Origin of the sequence: Streptomyces sp. NPDC049627 (genome assembly GCF_044465645.1) — a bacterium.
Lineage (GTDB): Bacteria > Actinomycetota > Actinomycetes > Streptomycetales > Streptomycetaceae > Streptomyces.
In genome coordinates, this window is record NZ_JBITLW010000001.1 from 642,535 (window position 1) to 658,873 (window position 16,339).

The following is a 16,339-nucleotide window of genomic DNA, read 5'->3' on the forward strand; positions in this document are numbered from 1 at the left end:
GCTCGGGTCAGTCCTGGGCGCGCCCCGTCGTCACGCGGGCGATCATGAGGGCGACCAGGATGATTCCGCCGTAGATGGCCTGGATCCAGAACGACGGCACCTGGGCGAGGGTGAGCAGGTTCTGTACGACACCCAGCAGGAGTACGCCGGTCAGCGCGCCGAACATGGTGCCCTTGCCGCCGTCGAGGCTGATGCCGCCGATCACCGCGGCCGCGAACACGGTGAAGATCATGTTGTTGCCCTGGTTGGCGCTGATCGCCCCGACGTACCCGGTCTGGATGATCCCGCCGACGGCGGCCAGCGTCCCTGCGACGACGAACACCCCGAGCATCACCCGCTCGACCCGGATCCCGGCGGCGCGGGCGGCGTCCGCGTTGCCGCCGATGGCGTACAGCGCGCGCCCGATGCGGTGGTACTTCAGCACGAACCCGGCGATCGCGAACGCGGCCGCCGCGAGCCACACCGACATCGGGACGCCGAGGAACGTCGTGGTGGCGAGGGAGTAGAAGCTGTCGGGCATCCCGAACAGCGTCTTGCCCTTGGTCGCGCCGACCAGCAGCCCGCGCAGGACGATCAGCATCGCGAGCGTCACGATGAACGCGTTGAGCCTGAACTTCACGACCAGGATGCCGTTGAAGGCACCGACGGCCGCGCCCACCACAAGGACCGCCAACAGGGCGAGCGCGGCGGGGAGTTCGGCGCCCCAGCCGGACTGGGCGGCGGGCAGTACGAGGAGGGCTCCGACGGCGGGCGCGATGCCGACGACCGACTCGAGGGACAGGTCGAACTTGCCGGTGATCAGCACCAGCGACTCGGCCAGCACCACCATCGCCAGCGCGGCGGAGGCGCCGAGGATCGAGATCAGGTTGCGCTCGGTGAGGAACGAGTCGTTGACCACCGCGCCGAGCACCATGAGGAGCAACAGGGCCGGCACCAGGGCGAGTTCGCGGGCGCGGCGGAGTAGGACCGTCCTGGCGGCACGGGCGTCCGGCACCTTCACGGGCAGGGCCGGCGGGGCCTTGGTGTCAGCCATGGTTGTCCACTCCTTCTATGGAGGCGATCAGCTCGTGGTCGCGCCACCCCGCCGGGTGCTCGGCGACGACACGGCCGTGGAAGAGGACGAGGACGCGGTCGCAGCGGCGCAGGTCGTCGAGTTCGTCGGAGACGACGAGTACGGCGATGCCGTCCTCGCGGGCGCTGTCCACGCGGGCGAGCAGGGATTCCTTGGACTTCACGTCGACGCCGGCGGTGGGGTTGATCAGCACGAGCAGCCGGGGGTCGGAGGCGAGGGCGCGGGCCATGACGACCTTCTGCGCGTTGCCGCCGGACAGGTCGGAGACGGGCTGGTCGGGGCCCTCGGTGTGGATGTCGAGGCGTTCGATGAGGGCGGTGGCGAAGCCGCGCTTGCGGTCGGTGCCGACGAAGCCGCAGCGGCCGAGCCGGTCGAGGACGCTCATGGTGGCGTTGTCGCCGATGGTCATGCCGGCGACGAGTCCCTGGTCGTGCCGGTCGCGCGGCACGCAGGCGACGCCGGCCTCCAGCGCGGCCCGCACGTCCCCGAACGGCAGCGGCTCCCCGTCCAGTCGAGCCGTGCCCTGCGTGGGCGTGTGCAGCCCCGCGAAGGACTCGGCCAGCTCCACCTTGCCGCTGCCGCTGATCCCGGCGAGTCCGACGACCTCGCCCCGGCGGACGGTGAGGTCGATGTTCTCGTACGCCGGTGAGGTGAGCCCGCGGGCGTCGAGGAGGACGGGGGCGTCGTGGTCGACGTCCCCGGGGTCCACGGCCTGTTCGGCGATGACCTCGATGGACTCCCCCGCCATGGCCTCCACCAGGGCCCGGCGCGGCAGTTCGGCGACCGGGGCGGTGGTGATCCAGCGGGCGTCGCGCAGGACCGTGACGGTCTGGCAGACCTCGTACACCTCCTGGAGGTGGTGCGAGATGAACAGGAAGGTGACGCCGGAGTCCTGCAGCGCCCGCATCCGTGTGAACAGACGCTCGATCTCGCGGTTGTCGAGCTGGGCGGTGGGCTCGTCGAGGATGATGAAGCGGGCGCCGAAGCTGAGCGCCCGGGCGATCTCCACCATCTGCCGGTCCTCGACCTTGAGGTCGGCGGTGCGGGCCTCGGGGTCGACGTGCACGTCCCAGGTGGCGAGGAGTTCGGCGGCCTCGGTGCGCAGCCTGCGCCAGCTGATGAACCCGCGTTGAAGGGGCTGCCGATTGATGAACAGGTTCTCGGCGACCGTCAGCTCCGGGACGACCGTCGGCTTCTGGTAGACGCAGGCCACTTTGCGGCGCCAGGCGTCCCGGTCGGCCGGCGGGGGCGCCGGTTCGCCGTCGAAGCGGACCTCGCCCTCGTCGGCCGCCTGGAGGCCGGTGAGGACGGTGACCAGGGTCGACTTGCCGGCGCCGTTGCGGCCGACGAGGGCGTGGGACTCGCCGGGCAGCACGGTGAGCCGGCCGTCGGCGAGGGCGGTGGTGGGGCCGTAGCGCTTGACGATGCCCCGGGCTTCAACGAGTGCCGTCGTCATTTGACCGTGTTGCCCCACAGCTTGGGGTCGTCGACGTTGTCCTTGGTGACCAGCGGGGCGGGCAGCTGGTCCTCCAGGATGCCGCTGGGCAGCTTGACGATGGTCGAGTCGTGGTCGGTGGGGCCGGGCTCGAAGGTCTTCCCCTCCATCGCCGCCTTGATGTAGTACATGCCGTACTTGGCGTACAGGTCGGCGGGCTGCGAGACGGTCGCGTCGATCTCGCCCTTGCGGATGGCGTCGTACTCCTGCGGGATGCCGTCGTTGGAGACGATCGTGATGTGACCGGCCTGCCCGGCCTTCTTCAGCATCCCCTTCGACTTCAGGGTCTGCACGGTCGGCGCGAGATAGACGCCGCCCGCCTGCAGGTAGATGCCCTTGATGTCGGGGTTGGCGTTGAGGAGGGTGTCCAGCTTGGAGGCCGCGGTGTCGGACTCCCACTTGGCGGGGATCTCCAGGACCTTCAGCTTGGGGAAGTTCTTCTTCACGCAGGCGCGGAAGGCCTCGGAGCGGTCGCGGCCGTTGACGGAGGCCAGGTCGCCCATGATCTGCACGACCTTGCCGGAGGGGACCTGCTCGCCGAGGTACTGGCAGGCCTTCTCGCCGTACGCCACGTTGTCGGCGCGTACGACCATCGCGACCTTGCCCTTGTCGGGCGCCACGTCGACGGCGACGACCGGTACGCCCTTGCGCTCCGCCTGGTCGAGGCCCGCCTCGATGGCGGCGCTGTCCAGCGGGGCGACGACGAGGCCCTTCACGCCCTGGTTGAGCTGGTTGTTGATGTCGGTGATCTGCTGGGAGGGGTCGCTGTTGGAGTTGACCGTCTTGAGCGCTTCGACGCCTCCGGAGTCGGCCATCTTCGGCACGTAGTCGTTGTACGACTGCCAGAACGGCGAGGTCAGCAAGGGCAGGATCACCCCGACCTTGCCGGAACCGCCGCCGCCTTCGGCGCCGGACGCGCCGGTGTCCTTGGTGCTGCCGCACGCGGCGAGCGCGAGCGAGGCGCCGATGGCCAGGGCCATCACGCCGACGTTCCGTGACCTGTTCTGCTTCCGCGCTGTACTGCCGTGCATCTGGCGGCTCCTCGTTGAGCGTGTTCGAGCAGATGCCCGCATATTTATCAGACCACTTCGCGGAAACAACACCCTTCAACCCCAGATTTTCTCGCGCCGAGACCGTATTGGTCGGACCACCTCACTGGTTAGACTGCGGCGCACCGGTGACAGGAGGAATGGCGTGAACGCGGACGAGACGGCCGAGGCGGCCCCGCAGAAGGGCACCGTGACGCAGCGCGCCATCGAGGCGGTCAAGGCGATGATCGCGGAGGGGCGGCTGGAGCCCGGCCAGCGGCTGCCGACCGAGCGTGATCTGGCGGCGCAGCTCGGCATCTCCCGCAGCTCGATGCGCGAGGCGATCCGTGCGCTGACGGTGCTGGGGGTGCTGGAGGCCCGGCACGGTTCGGGCATCTACGTCACACAGTTGGAGGCCGGCGATCTGCTGGAGACGTTCGGTGTGGTCGCCGACCTCTCGCGGGGCCCGCGCCTGGTGGAGCTGCTGGAGGTGCGCCGCATCCTGGAGTCGACGGCGACGGCCCTGGCGGCGGCGCGGATCACGCCGGACCAGCTCGCGCAGGTCGAGAAGCACCTCACCGCGATGAACGCCACCGACGACCCCGAGGAGATCCTCGCCCACGACCTGGCCTTCCACCGCGAGATCGCGGCCGCCGCCGGCAACGAGACCATGGCGGCGATCCTGGAGGGCCTGTCCTCGCGCACGTTCCGCGCCCGCGTCTGGCGGGGCTACCAGGAGGAGGGTGCCTTCGCCCGCACCCGCCGCGAACACGCCGCGATCCATCGCGCCCTGGTCGCCCACGACCCGGAGGCGGCCCGGGCCGCGGCGGCCGCGCACGTGGGCGAAGTGGAGCAGTGGCTGCGGACGCAGCTCGGCGGCTGAGCGCACACGCCGAGGGCCGTTCCCCTCATCTCCCGTGCAAGGGGAACGGCCCGGCTCTTGGCTTCGCTACTACGGCTTCACGTCGAAGCCGTGCTCCTCCCCGAGCCTCTCCAGTGACACCTGCCCGGGGATGCCGTTGGCGTCGTCGCCGTTGAAGCCGCAGCGGCGCTGCCAGGCGGCGTACGCCTTCACGGTCGTCGTGCCGAAGTGGCCGTCGGCGAACCTCGATTCAAGGAGGCCCTCCGCGACGAGCGCCTTCTCCACGGTCTTCACGCCCGAGTAGGACACCGGCGTGCCCGGCTTGGCCGGGTCGTGCCGGGCCGCGGCGACCACCTTCGACACGTCGATCACCGGGCGCGGGCCCGGAACGCTCGGTGAGCCGCCGGGCCGCGGGGCGCCCTTCTGCACCCAGGCGTACAGGTGCTTTCCGGGGCACGCCGTGGCGTAGCCGTCCCGGTGCCCCTTGATCTCCGTTCCGGCGCCGTGGCGGCGCAGCAGCTCGATGCCGTCCCGGATCGCGCCGAGCATCGCGTCCGTCGGTTCGGTGAGGCCCTTGCTGCCGACCAGACCGACGATCGCGTAGTGGGCGCGGTTGAGGGTCTGGTTGCCGTTCGCCCCGGTGCGCTTGCCGAGGCCGCGTCCCTCCAGGAGGTAACCGTGCGGGCAGGCGCCGTAGTTGTAGGCGATGTCGGAGTAGTTCTCCTCCTTGTCGGCGAGATGGGACTTACGGATCGACTTCCACTCGGCGATGCAGAGATCGTGGTCGTCGAGGAGTTCGACGCTGACGGGCGCGCCTTCGTAGTGGACCTTCACGCCCTTGGCCGAGGTCTGTGTGGGTGCGGCGGATGCGGGCCAGCCGAGCTGGGCGCGCGTGACGAGTTTCAACTTGTGCCTCCAAGGCGTAATGGAAACGCCAACCTCCTTGAGTGTGGGGCCAGTTGCCGTCCGCCGCACCACGACGCGCCGCATTTCTCCGTCAGTGGGCGCCGGCCCGCCGCAGCCGCAACGTCACCAGTTCGAAGGGCCGGAGCCGCACGGAGATCCGGTGGCCGTCGTGCGCCGGTGTCCCGGGCAGCGGGCGTTCCAGCAGGTCCGTCGCCGTGACGTCGGTGACCTCGAAGTCCGCCGTCAGCGTGGCCCGCGCCCGGCCGCCGTGGGCCTCGTGGAGGCGCACCACCACGTCCCCGCTGCCGTCGTCGGCCAGCTTGACGGCCGTGACCACGACCGCGTCCCGGTCCACCGTCACCAGCGGGGCCACCTCCCGGGCACCGGTGATCCGCCGCTCCGGCAGATTGATCCGCCAGCCCTCACGCACCGCGTCCCCGATAGCCGCGCCCGGCACGACGGCGTGCCGGAAGCGGTGGACGCCCTGGTCGGTCTCCGGGTCCGGGAAGCGCGGGGCACGCAGCAGGGAGACGCGCACGGTGGTGGTCGTACCGCGGTCGCCGCCGGCGCGGCCCGTGCGGGTCACGTCGTGGCCGTACGTCGAGTCGTTGACGACGGCGACGCCCCAGCCCGGCTCCTCCAGGTGGACGAAGCGGTGGTTGCAGGCCTCGAACTTGGCCGCCTCCCAGCTGGTGTTGGTGTGCGTGGGACGGAAGAAGTGCCCGAACTGGGTCTCCGACGCGTACCTTTCCGCGTGCACGTCGAGCGGGAAGGCCAGCTTCAGGAACTTCTCCGTCTCGTGCCAGTCGACCTCCGTGTCGATCAGCAGCCTCCGCTCCCCCGGCGCGAGCGACAGCTGCTGGGTGACGCGTGAGGCGCCGAAGGACCGGACGATCCGCACCGAGGTTCCGTCCTCGTCGGCGGTGATCTCGTCCGCCTCGGTCAGGTCGGTGGCCGTGTTGCGGTAGAACTCGTCGACGTCCCAGGCGTCCCACATGTTCGGGAAGTCGGGGTGGAGCTGGAGGAGGTTCGCGGCCCTGCCCGGCGCGATCGTCTCCCGGTCGGCCTCGGTGTCGTACACGGAGACCACCAGGCCCTGTCCGTCGATCTCGACGCGCAGCAGACCGTTGTCCAGGACGTGGCCGCCGCCGTCCCTGGGCGTGATCTGCGTCCGCCCCGTGGCCGCGGGTGTCCCGGCGCCGCCCGCCGGGATGCCGTCGCGGGTGTGCGGGGCGGCGTTGAACACCAGGTGCCGCTCCCCCTCCCCCGCCAGGGCATGCTGGGCCGCGCCGATGATCCCGGTCAGCTCCTCGGCGATCCGCTCGTACGTCTTGCGTGCCTCCCGGTGCACCCAGGCGATCGACGACCCCGGCAGGATGTCGTGGAACTGGTGCAGCAGCACCGTCTTCCAGATGCGGTCCAACTCCTCGTAGGGGTAAGGGAATCCGGTGCGTACGGCGGCCGTCGCGGCCCACAGCTCGGCCTCGCGCAGGAGGTGCTCGCTGCGGCGGTTGCCCTGCTTGGTCTTCGCCTGGCTGGTGAGCGTGGCGCGGTGCAGTTCGAGGTAGAGCTCGCCGACCCAGACGGGCGGGTCGGGGTACTCGGCCTCGGCCTTCCTGAAGAACTCCTGGGGGGTCTCCCAGACGACGGTGGCGGAGCCTTCGAGGTCCCGCAGGCGTGCCGCCTTGCCGACCATCTCGCGGGTCGTGCCGCCGCCTCCGTCGCCCCAGCCGGTGGGGGCCAGGGAGTGCCGGGCGACGCCTTTGTCCTTGAAGTTGCGGGCCGCGTGGGCGATCTCGCTGCCCTTCATGGAGCAGTTGTAGGTGTCGACGGGCGGGAAGTGGGTGAAGACGCGGGTGCCGTCGATGCCCTCCCACTGGAAGGTGTGGTGCGGGAACCTGTTGGTTCGGGACCAGGAGATCTTCTGCGTCAGCAGCCACTTGGAGCCGGCCGCCTTGATGATCTGGGGCAGTCCGGCGGCGAAGCCGAAGGTGTCGGGCAGCCACGCCTCGTCGTTCTCGATGCCGAACTCGTCGAGGAAGAACCGCTTGCCGTGCACGAACTGGCGGGCCATCGCCTCCGAGCCCGGCATGTTGGTGTCCGACTCCACCCACATCCCGCCGGCCGGCACGAACCGCCCGTCCGCCACCGCCTTCTTCACCCGCGCCCACACCTCGGGCCGGTGCTCCTTCACCCATGCCCACTGCTGGGCCTGGGACATGGCGAACACGAACTCGGGCTCGTCGTCGAGCAGCGCGGTCATGTTGGACGTCGTACGCGCCACCTTGCGGACCGTCTCGCGCAGCGGCCACAGCCACGCCGAGTCGATGTGGGCGTGGCCGACGGCGCTGATGCGGTGCGCGGAAGGGGCGGCGGGCTCGGACAGAACCGTCTCCAGCCGGACCCGCGCCTGCGCCGCCGTACCGTTCACGTCCTGGAGGTCGATCGCGTCCAGCGCCCTGTCCACCGCCCGCAGGATCTCCCAGCGGCGCGCCGACTCCACGGGCAGCTCGGCCATCAGCTCGCCGAGCACCTCCAGGTCGAGCACGAGCTGCCACACCGTCTCGTCGAAGACGGCGAGATCCATGCGGGTGAGCGTGTACTGCGGGTCGCTGCCCGCGGTCTCCTTGTCGCCGAGCCGCGTGGGCAGGAAGGGGTGGTAGTCGAGGATGACGGGGTTGGAGGCGGCCTCGATGTGCAGGCGCACGTCCTCGCCGCCCTCGACGGGCGCGCCGATGCGGACCCACTGGTTGCGCGGGTTGAGGCCCTTCACCGGGGTGCCGTCGGGCCGGTACACCAGGCCCTCGCACTGGAAGCCGGGCATGTTCTCGTCGAACCCGAGGTCGAGGAGCGCCTCGACGGTCCGGCCGGCCCACGCCTCGGGTACCGTCCCGGTGACCGTGAACCAGCTGGTGCCCCAGGGGGCACCCCAGCGGGCGCCCACGGCGATCGGCTCGGGTTCGGCCGCGAGCCCCTCGGCGACCGGCACCGGCTCGCCGGGCGCATGCCACACCGCGACCTGAAGCGGCACGGACTCGGGGTACACGGCGGGGCGGAGGCGTTCGTCGAGGACGCGCTTGAGACGGGCCTCGACCAGGCTGCGGTCGTCATGCATGCGAGATGCCCTCCAAGGCTCGGTTCACCAGGGGTGGGTCACGGTCACGGGGTCCGACGAGGTGTACAGCTCCCCTACGGCACGCAGTTCCAACCTCGCCGCCCGCTCCCCCTGTTCGGGCTCGAGCCCGGTGAGAAAGCAGGCGCGCTGGCAGGTGGCTCCGAGGAAGCGCCGGGTGCCGTCCGGCAGCAACCGGTGCAGGGTGTAGTGGCGTACGGCGCCGGGGGCCGCGTTCCAGGCCAGGCGCAGGTCCCCTGCGGAAGCCGCGGTGATCCGCAGGCCGGAGGGGGCGGCGGGAGTACGGGCCGTGTCGTGCACCGCGAGCCTGCCGAGCCGCCACCGCACCGGGCCCTCGGCCGCGGTGAGCCGTACACCGATCGCGTGCGCCGTCCCGGACAGGCCGGTGAGCCGTACGCTCGCCGTCCGCCAGCCGTCGCCGACCGGCTCCACAGGCAGAAAGGTGTACGGCGGGGTCGCCCCGGGTGCGCTCGGGTCGGCGGTGGCGACGGCGAGCTCGACGCGCACGGCACCGGTATCGACGCGGTGTGTCAGCTCGACGATCGTGTCCCCGGTGACCGGCAGCCGTACGGCGTACAGATCCACCGTGGCCGGTTCGTCCAGTGCGCCGTCCACGAGCACGCTGCTGCCGCCCCGCCATGCGTCCGCGAAGTCGAAGGAGACGGTGGGCCGTTGCCCTCCCGTTCGCACCACCCATCGCCGGGACGGCAGCCGGTCCTGGAGCCCGAGGTGATTCCAGGGGGTGTCCGAGGTGACGGACCCCTCCTCGTACCACCGCAGCCCGTGCCCGGTGTTGAACACGCTCGCGAACGGCAGCGAGGTGACCGTCGACCGGTCGGCGACGGACACCGCGGGCGCACGCCAGCCGTCCGTGCCGTCCGGCCGTGACGGATCCAGTGACCGCCCGGTCCAGAACCGGTCGTCGGCGGCGTGGAAGTCCTCCGGAGCCCGTCGGTCCGCCGGTAGATGGTTGCGCGTCCACTCGGGCCGGTAGAAGCCGACCGACACGACGTGCGCCTTGTCGCGCGGCACGATCGCGTCCCAGTTCACGGCCGCGTTCCAGCCGTTCGCCTCGACGTCGACGCCCGCCCACAGCTCGTAGCGGCTGCGCCCCAGCCGCTCGGCCCGCTGCCCCGACGCCGCGAGCTTCGCCGCCGTCCACCGGAAGTCGACGAACATGTCGTCGGCGGCCCGGAAGAACGCCTCGTTCTGGGAGTCGAGCGCCCCCTGCCAGCTCACGGCGCCGTTCACGGTCATCGCGTCGTACCAGGTCACCCGCTGACCGGCAGCTCTCGCGAGCGACTTCAGCTCCCGCATGAATCCCAGCATGTCCGCCCCGAGGGCCGCGTCCCCTCCCCCGGTCTCGGCGTTGACGAACCACCCGTCGAAGCCGTACGCCGAAGCCACCGCCACCAGTCGGGCGGCGAGCGGGTAGCGCCCGGCAGCGTCCTTCTGCACCAGGTCCCGGGTCCAGCTCAGCTGCCCGCCATAGGCGACCGGCGGCAGGAAGACGTTTCCGAGGACGGGCACGCCGTGCCGGTGCGCGGCGTCCACGATCGGGGCGTTCGGCGCGAGGATCAGCCCCTCGCCGGACGAGCCGCCCCAGAAGACGAGTTCGTCGATGTACGCCCAGTGGGTGAGGGCGTAGTAGTCCGCCGTCGCCGACCCTTGTGAGGGGTTGCTCGACGTGGGCCCGAAGGAGACCAGCGCCTGGATCCGCGCCTGGCCGGGGCGGGCGGTCGCGTTCGCGGGCGTCGGGGTGAAGCGGGGGGCGAGCGGTACGGAGGCCGCGTTGAAGGCGAGGTCGGCGTCCTCGGCCGGGCGCCAGGCCTTGAGGCTGCGCCAGGTGATGCCGCTGCCGGGAGTGCCGGCGGGCAGGGAGTCGGGGTACCAGTAGGAGGCGTACGGCTGGAGTGCGGCGGGTGCCGCTGCCGCCGCCACCGGGGGGAACAGGGCGGACCCTGCCGCTGCGAGCAGGACGGTGCGTCTGGTGGGGTTCACGAACGGGTTCCTCCTTGCGGGGTGGGGAGTACCTGATCGGGAGTGACGACCTCGGTGATGCCGCGCGCCGAGAGGTGGTCCAGGTCCGCGGCGCGCGTGTCGAGGACGGTGGTGGGGCGGGCGCCGTCGGCTGCCAGCCGGAACCAGGCGTCGAAGACCGGGCCGCCGGGGGCGCAGCGCGAGCGGGTGGACGGGTCGGCCGGGACGACGAGCGCGGTGGTGCGGGGCGCGGGCGCCTGCCTGCGCTTGCTCGCCGCGCGCTCCAGGACCCGGGCCGTCTCCTTCGGTTTCCGGTCGTTGGTCAGCAGGCCGAGGCCGTATTCCAGTTCCGGGAAGTCGGCGAGGTCCCGGGAGACGTCGTGGGAGCACCACCAGGTGATGCCCCACAGGTCCGGGCAGTCCAGCGCGTTGGCCACCGTCGCCTCGGTGAACGCGGCGGCGTGCTCGGGCGGGATCAGGGGCGCGGGCGCGCCGACCTCCTGGAGCCAGACGGGGCGGTGCGGGTCGTCGGCCCAGGCCTTGCTCAGTTCGACGAGGTACGCGGCGTGGTGTTCGGTCGGGACGGAGGTGCGGCCGTGGCGCTGGGCGGTGCCGTTGAAGACCCAGGAGTGCACGGCGGTGACGGCGCCGTGCCGGGCGGCCTGGGCCGGGGTGAACGGCTGGTCGTCCTGGTACCAGGTGGCGTCGTACTCGGCGTGCAGGTGCAGCCTGCCGGGGGCGCCCTCCTCGCAGGCGGCGAGCATGCGGGCGAGCCAGTGGTCGGTCTCGGCCCCGGTCGCGCGGTCGGGGTCGGGGTGCGGGTCCGCCGAGAACTGGTTGACCTCGTTGCCGAGGGTCATACCGAGGAAGTTCGGCCGGTCGGCGAGCGCGGCGGCGAGGGTGCGCAGGTAGGCTGCCTGGCCGTCGAGGACGTCCGGGTCGGTGAAGAGGTTGCGGCGGTGCCAGGTCCGGGTCCAGGCCGGGAGGAAGTCGAAGCTGCTCAAGTGGCCCTGCAGACCGTCCACGTTGACGTCGAGGGCCCGTTCGGCGGCGGCGTCGACGAGCTGGAGCAGCTGTTCGACGGCCCGCCCCCGGATCAGCGAGCGGTTCGGCTGGAAGTACGGCCACAGCGCGAAGACCCGGATGTGGTCGAGGCCCAGCGCCGCGATGGAGTCGAGGTCGGCGCGCACGGAGTCGAGGTCGAAGTCGAGCCAGTGGTGGAACCACCCTTCACTCGGGGTGTAGTTGACGCCGAAGCGCACGGCAGGAGGCATGCGTGTCCTTGTGACGGAGGTGGGGGAGGCACGGAGGGTCAGGGAGGTCAGCCCTTGACGGCGCCCTCGCCCACGCCGCGGAAGAAGTACCGCTGCAGACAGGCGAAGAGGACGATCAGCGGTGCCACGGCGATGATCGTGCCCGCGGCGACGAGCCGTTCGTCGCCCGCGAAGGTACCGTGCAGATAGTTGAGGCCGATGGTCAGCGTGAACCTGGACGGGTCGCTCAGCACGATGAGCGGCCACAGGAAGTCGTCCCAGGCGCCCATGAAGGCGAAGATCGCGACGACCGCGAGGGTCCCCTTCACGGACGGCAGTGCGATCCGCAGGAACCGCTGCCAGACGTTCGCGCCGTCGACGTAGGCCGCCTCCTCGATCTCGTACGGCAGGTTGAGGAAGGCGTTGCGCATCAGCAGCACGTTCAGGGCGCTGATGCAGCCCGGTAGGACGACACCGACGAGGGTGTTGTTGAGGCCGAGCTCCCGCATGGTCGTGAACTGGGCGATGATGATGCCCTCGACGGGCACGAGCATCGCGAGCACGAAGGCGAGGGTGGCCGCGCGGCGGCCCCGGTAGCGCAGCCGGGCGAGGGCGTAGCCGGCGAGGGCCGAGCCGACGCAGTTGGTGACGACATTGGCGGTGGCGACCTTCAGCGAGTTCAGGGCGTAGTCCCAGACGGGGATGGTGTCGGCGACCCGCTCGTAGTTGTGCAGAGTGGGGTCGCTGGGCAGGAACGTCGGCGGGGAGCTGAAGATGTCCTCGGTGGGCCCCTTGAGCGACGTGGACAGCTGCCAGAGGAACGGGCCGACGGTCAGGGCGAGGACGGCGAGCAGCAGCACGTACCGGAGCACCAGTTCTCGCGCGCGCATCACCCTCATGACTCGTCCCTCCGGTCGGCCCGCAGCACGAGCAGCATCAGCGCGACGGTGACGACGAAGACGACCACGGAGAGCGCGGAGGCGTAACCGACGCGGCCGGTCAGGCCGGTGCCGGTGCGCTGGACGAGCATCACCAAGGTGGTGTCCTCGCCGGCCGGTCCCCCGCTCGGGCCCGCCATCAGGTACACCTCGGAGAACACCTTGAAGGCGGCCACCGAGGACAGCGCGCCGACCAGCGCCATGGTCGAGCGGACGGCGGGCACCGTGACGGTCAGGAACCGTCGCACCGCACCCGCCCCGTCCACCGCCGCCGCCTCGTGCAGTTCACGCGGCACATCAGCCAGCGCGGCGAGATAAATGATCATGTAGTAGCCGAGGCCCTTCCACACCGTGACGGCCATCGCGCTCAGCAGGAGCAGCCACTGGTCGCTGAGGAAGCCGACGCGACCGACTCCGATGGTCTCCAGCAGCGAGTTGACCAGACCCCGCTCGTCGAGCAGCCACACCCAGATCAGCCCGACCACGACGATCGAGGCGACGACGGGGGTGTAGAAGGCCGACCGGAAGAAGGTGATGCCGGGGATGTTCTTCTGCACGAGCAGCGCCAGCAGCAGGGGCAGGACGACGAGGGCGGGGACGACGCCGACGACGTAGAGCGTGCTGTTGCGCAGGCCGATCCAGAACATGTCGTCGTTCAGCAGCTCGCGGAAGTTGGCCAGGCCCACGAACCGGCCCGGGATCAGGGTGCGGCGGTCGGTGAAGGCGTTGACCAGGGTGGAGACGAACGGGTAGAGGATGAAGGCGCCGGTGATCAGCAGGCCCGGTGCGGCGAACAGCCAGGGGCTGGTGGGCAGTTGACGCCGCACTTTCACCGGCTTCACCGGCTTGACTGCCTTCCCTTCCGGACGCCGCACCCGGGAGAGGGTCGAGCTGGCCATCGCGCGCTACCCCTGCTGCCGCAGGAGGCGGTCGCAGGCCTCGACAGCGTTGTCAAGAGCCTGCTTCGGGCTCTCCTTGCCCTGCAACGCCTTGGCGACCTCGTTGCGCAGCTCGGTCTTCATCTGCTCGCTGAACAGCACGGGCGTGTAATTGACGGCGTTCTTCAGCGACTTGGCGGCGGCGATCCGTACGCGCGTCTCGTCGGTGCCGTCCTCTTTGGTGAAGTACGGGTCGTCGAGCGATCCGGCGGTACTGGGGAAGATGGCGACCTGCTGGGCGAACGACATCTGGTGCTCGGCGTCGGTGACGTAGTGGGCGAAGGCGACCGCGGCGGGCGTGCGCTTGGTCTGCGCGTTGACCATCACACCCATCACGTACATGTTGACGTGACCGGTGCTGGTGATTTGATCAGTGATCCCGATGTTCTTGTACAGGTTCGGCGCCTGCTTCTTGAAGTTCCCGAGGTCGAGTGCGCTGCCGGGGTTCATCGCGACCGCCCCGGTGAGGAACTTCTTGCCGGACGACTCGGGGGTGGCGGTCAGCGCCTGCGGGTCGAGGGCCTTGGCGTCGTACAACTTCTTGTACTTCGTGAGGAGTTCGACTCCCTTGGTGTCGTTGAAGGTGAAGGCGGTGCCCTCCTTGTTCATGAGCGGGACGCCGTAGCGGCCGAAGTCCTCGACGGTGGGCACGTTGGCGAGGGTGGCGACCTTGCCGTCGGTCTTCTTCGCCATCTGCAGGGCCGCGGAGAATACTTCGTCGTACGTCTTCGGCGGCTGGTCGGGGTCGAGTCCCGCCTCTTCGAAGAGGGACTTGTTGTAGAAGAGCGGGCCGGTGTTGAGATACCAGGGAAAGGCGTACGTGCCCGTCATGCCCGGTATCCGATGGCTGGCCCAGGCCCCTTGCAGATACTCCTTCTTGTACTGCCCGGCAGCCTTGTCGAGGTCGAGCGCGAGTCCGGCCTTGGCGAGCGGGGCGACCAGGTCGGGCGAGACGTTGACGACGTCCGGGAGCGTGCCGCCGGCCGCGTCCGCGCTGATCTTGTCGGCGTAACCCTCGGCGGGCTGGTCGATCCACTTGACGTCGGTGCCGGGGTACTTCTTCTCGAAGTCGGCGATCAGGCCCTCGAAGTAGTCCTTGAAGTTCGCCCTCAGGTTCCAGGTCTGGAAGGTGATGTCACCTTCGATCTTCCCCGAGGCGTCGGTCGGACCGCCGTCGCCGCCGGAGCCGCAGCCGCTCAGCGGCAGGACGACACAGACGGCGGCGGCAGCGAAGGTTCTGCGGGATACAGGCACGGCGAACCGGTCTCCTTTGCGGCGGAGTTGGCCAACGACGCAGACCTTGCATGCCTCTCCACGGACCCGTCAATGCATCTCGCGCAGCTAATTTGTTTAGTGACTAATGCGCATTAGGTTGACGCAGCTGAACCGCATTAGTGCATACTGGCGCGGAAAAGTTCCGGGGATTGCGGAACCGGGGGGATTGGGGAAACAACGTGTCAGGCAAGCGGTCACCGGTCCGCCGACCGACGATGAAGGACATCGCCCGTCATGCCGGCGTCTCCCAGAGCGCCGTCTCCTTCGCGCTGAACGGCCGGCCCGGGGTCTCCGAGGACACCCGCGACCGGGTGCGCCGGGTCGCCGAGGAACTGGGCTGGCGGCCGAGCACGGCGGCCCGCGCACTGTCCGGCGAGGGCGCCGCCACCGTCGGCTTCGTCCTGGCCCGCCCGGCCGAGACGCTGGGCGTGGACTCCTTCTTCCTCCAGCTGGTCTCGGGCATCCAGGAGGTGCTGGCGGAGCGTCATCTGGGGCTGCTGTTCCAGGTGGCGGAGGGGATCGACGACGAGTGCGCGGTCTACCGGCGCTGGTGGGCCGAGCACCGGGTGGACGGTGTCCTGGTGGTCGACCCGCGCACCGACGACCCCCGCCCCGGCCTCCTCGACGAACTCGGCCTGCCCGGCGTGGTGATCGGCGGGGCCCCCGACGGACGCCATCCGGGGCTGTCCACCGTCTGGGCGGACGACGCGGGCGCGATGGCCGCGGTCGTGGACGAGCTGTACGCCCTCGGCCACCGGCGGATCGTGCACATCGCGGGGCTGCCGGGGCTCGCACACACCGAGCGCCGTATCCGCACCCTGCGTGCGGAGGCCGCGCGGCGCGGGCTGACCGGCGTCGAGTCGGTGACCACCGACTACTCGGACGCGGAGGGCGCGGCCGTGACCCGGCGGGTCCTGGAGGCGTCCGCTCCCCCGACCGCACTGATCTACGACAACGACGTGATGGCCCTCGCCGGAGTCGCCGCCGCCACCGAATTGGGCTGCTCGGTGCCCCGGGACGTCTCGGTGGTGTCCTGGGAGGACTCGGCACTGTGCCGCATGGTCAAGCCGTGGCTGTCCGCGCTGTCCCGGGACAGCGTGGAGTTCGGGCGTACGGCGGCACGCGAGCTGACCGCTCTGCTGGACGGGGGGTCGGCGCGGGCGGTGCGGGTGCCGGTGCCGCGGTTGATCGAGCGGGGCAGCACGGGGGTGGCGCGGGGCGCGTGACGGCCCCTCGTGCCACCCCCGGCGAGCGGAGGGCGCCGCGCGCCCGAACGCCCCTGCACCTCGCGCCACCCAGCCGAGCAGACGCCACTGCGCGCCTCCGCCGGACGCAAACCATCACACGCCCCGACGACGGACGCCACAGCGCGCCCCGACAGGCAAACGTCACCGCACCCCAACACCCGAGCACACCGCAACACCCACCCGAGCGGACAACACCGCGCGCCCCACCGGAC

The 16,339-nt window shown here is 70.6% G+C and carries 12 protein-coding genes; 2 read left to right on the top strand and 10 right to left on the bottom strand.

Annotated features, from left to right (window positions below):
• Positions 1–7: 7 nt before the first annotated feature.
• The 3 genes from ACIBU0_RS02855 to ACIBU0_RS02865 are packed head-to-tail and all read right to left on the bottom strand — an operon-like array spanning position 8 to position 3,598.
• Entirely contained in the window at positions 8–1,033 is a 1,026-nt protein-coding gene (locus ACIBU0_RS02855) for an ABC transporter permease (protein ID WP_398810642.1), read from the bottom strand.
• Entirely contained in the window at positions 1,026–2,528 is a 1,503-nt protein-coding gene (locus ACIBU0_RS02860) for a sugar ABC transporter ATP-binding protein (protein ID WP_398810645.1), read from the bottom strand. Before ACIBU0_RS02860 ends, ACIBU0_RS02855 begins: the two co-directional genes overlap by 8 nt.
• Complete coding sequence (locus ACIBU0_RS02865; RefSeq protein WP_398810648.1) at positions 2,525–3,598, bottom strand: sugar ABC transporter substrate-binding protein; 1,074 nt, start codon at positions 3,596–3,598, stop codon at positions 2,525–2,527. Before ACIBU0_RS02865 ends, ACIBU0_RS02860 begins: the two co-directional genes overlap by 4 nt.
• A gap of 163 nt (positions 3,599–3,761) precedes the next feature.
• Between ACIBU0_RS02865 and ACIBU0_RS02870 the strand changes: the two genes are divergently transcribed.
• The gene (locus tag ACIBU0_RS02870; RefSeq protein WP_398810650.1) at positions 3,762–4,478 is read left to right on the top strand and encodes a FadR/GntR family transcriptional regulator; all 717 of its coding nucleotides are present in this window, start codon (positions 3,762–3,764) and stop codon (positions 4,476–4,478) included.
• 69 nt (positions 4,479–4,547) lie between these two features.
• Here the strand turns inward: ACIBU0_RS02870 and ACIBU0_RS02875 are convergent, their stop codons facing one another.
• The 7 genes from ACIBU0_RS02875 to ACIBU0_RS02905 all read right to left on the bottom strand — a co-directional run bounded on the left by ACIBU0_RS02875 (position 4,548) and on the right by ACIBU0_RS02905 (position 14,859).
• The gene (locus ACIBU0_RS02875; RefSeq protein WP_398810653.1) at positions 4,548–5,363 is read right to left on the bottom strand and encodes an N-acetylmuramoyl-L-alanine amidase; all 816 of its coding nucleotides are present in this window, start codon (positions 5,361–5,363) and stop codon (positions 4,548–4,550) included.
• A gap of 91 nt (positions 5,364–5,454) precedes the next feature.
• Complete coding sequence (locus ACIBU0_RS02880) at positions 5,455–8,478, bottom strand: alpha-mannosidase (RefSeq protein WP_398810656.1); 3,024 nt, start codon at positions 8,476–8,478, stop codon at positions 5,455–5,457.
• Between the two features lie 24 nt (positions 8,479–8,502).
• Complete coding sequence (locus ACIBU0_RS02885; RefSeq protein ID WP_398810659.1) at positions 8,503–10,497, bottom strand: endo-beta-N-acetylglucosaminidase; 1,995 nt, start codon at positions 10,495–10,497, stop codon at positions 8,503–8,505.
• Positions 10,494–11,750 carry a glycosyl hydrolase gene (locus tag ACIBU0_RS02890; RefSeq protein WP_398810662.1) on the bottom strand — a complete coding sequence of 419 codons (1,257 nt, stop codon included), beginning with the start codon at positions 11,748–11,750 and terminating at the stop codon, positions 10,494–10,496. The genes ACIBU0_RS02885 and ACIBU0_RS02890 overlap by 4 nt, the downstream gene beginning before the upstream one ends.
• A gap of 47 nt (positions 11,751–11,797) precedes the next feature.
• Entirely contained in the window at positions 11,798–12,628 is an 831-nt protein-coding gene (locus ACIBU0_RS02895) for a carbohydrate ABC transporter permease (RefSeq protein ID WP_398810665.1), read from the bottom strand.
• The gene (locus ACIBU0_RS02900; RefSeq protein WP_398810668.1) at positions 12,625–13,566 is read right to left on the bottom strand and encodes a carbohydrate ABC transporter permease; all 942 of its coding nucleotides are present in this window, start codon (positions 13,564–13,566) and stop codon (positions 12,625–12,627) included. The genes ACIBU0_RS02895 and ACIBU0_RS02900 overlap by 4 nt, the downstream gene beginning before the upstream one ends.
• 6 nt (positions 13,567–13,572) lie before the next feature.
• Positions 13,573–14,859 carry an ABC transporter substrate-binding protein gene (locus ACIBU0_RS02905; RefSeq protein ID WP_398810670.1) on the bottom strand — a complete coding sequence of 429 codons (1,287 nt, stop codon included), beginning with the start codon at positions 14,857–14,859 and terminating at the stop codon, positions 13,573–13,575.
• A gap of 236 nt (positions 14,860–15,095) precedes the next feature.
• On the opposite strand from ACIBU0_RS02905, the gene ACIBU0_RS02910 reads away from it, so the two are divergent.
• Positions 15,096–16,106 carry a LacI family DNA-binding transcriptional regulator gene (locus ACIBU0_RS02910; protein WP_398811749.1) on the top strand — a complete coding sequence of 337 codons (1,011 nt, stop codon included), beginning with the start codon at positions 15,096–15,098 and terminating at the stop codon, positions 16,104–16,106.
• Positions 16,107–16,339: the final 233 nt, after the last annotated feature.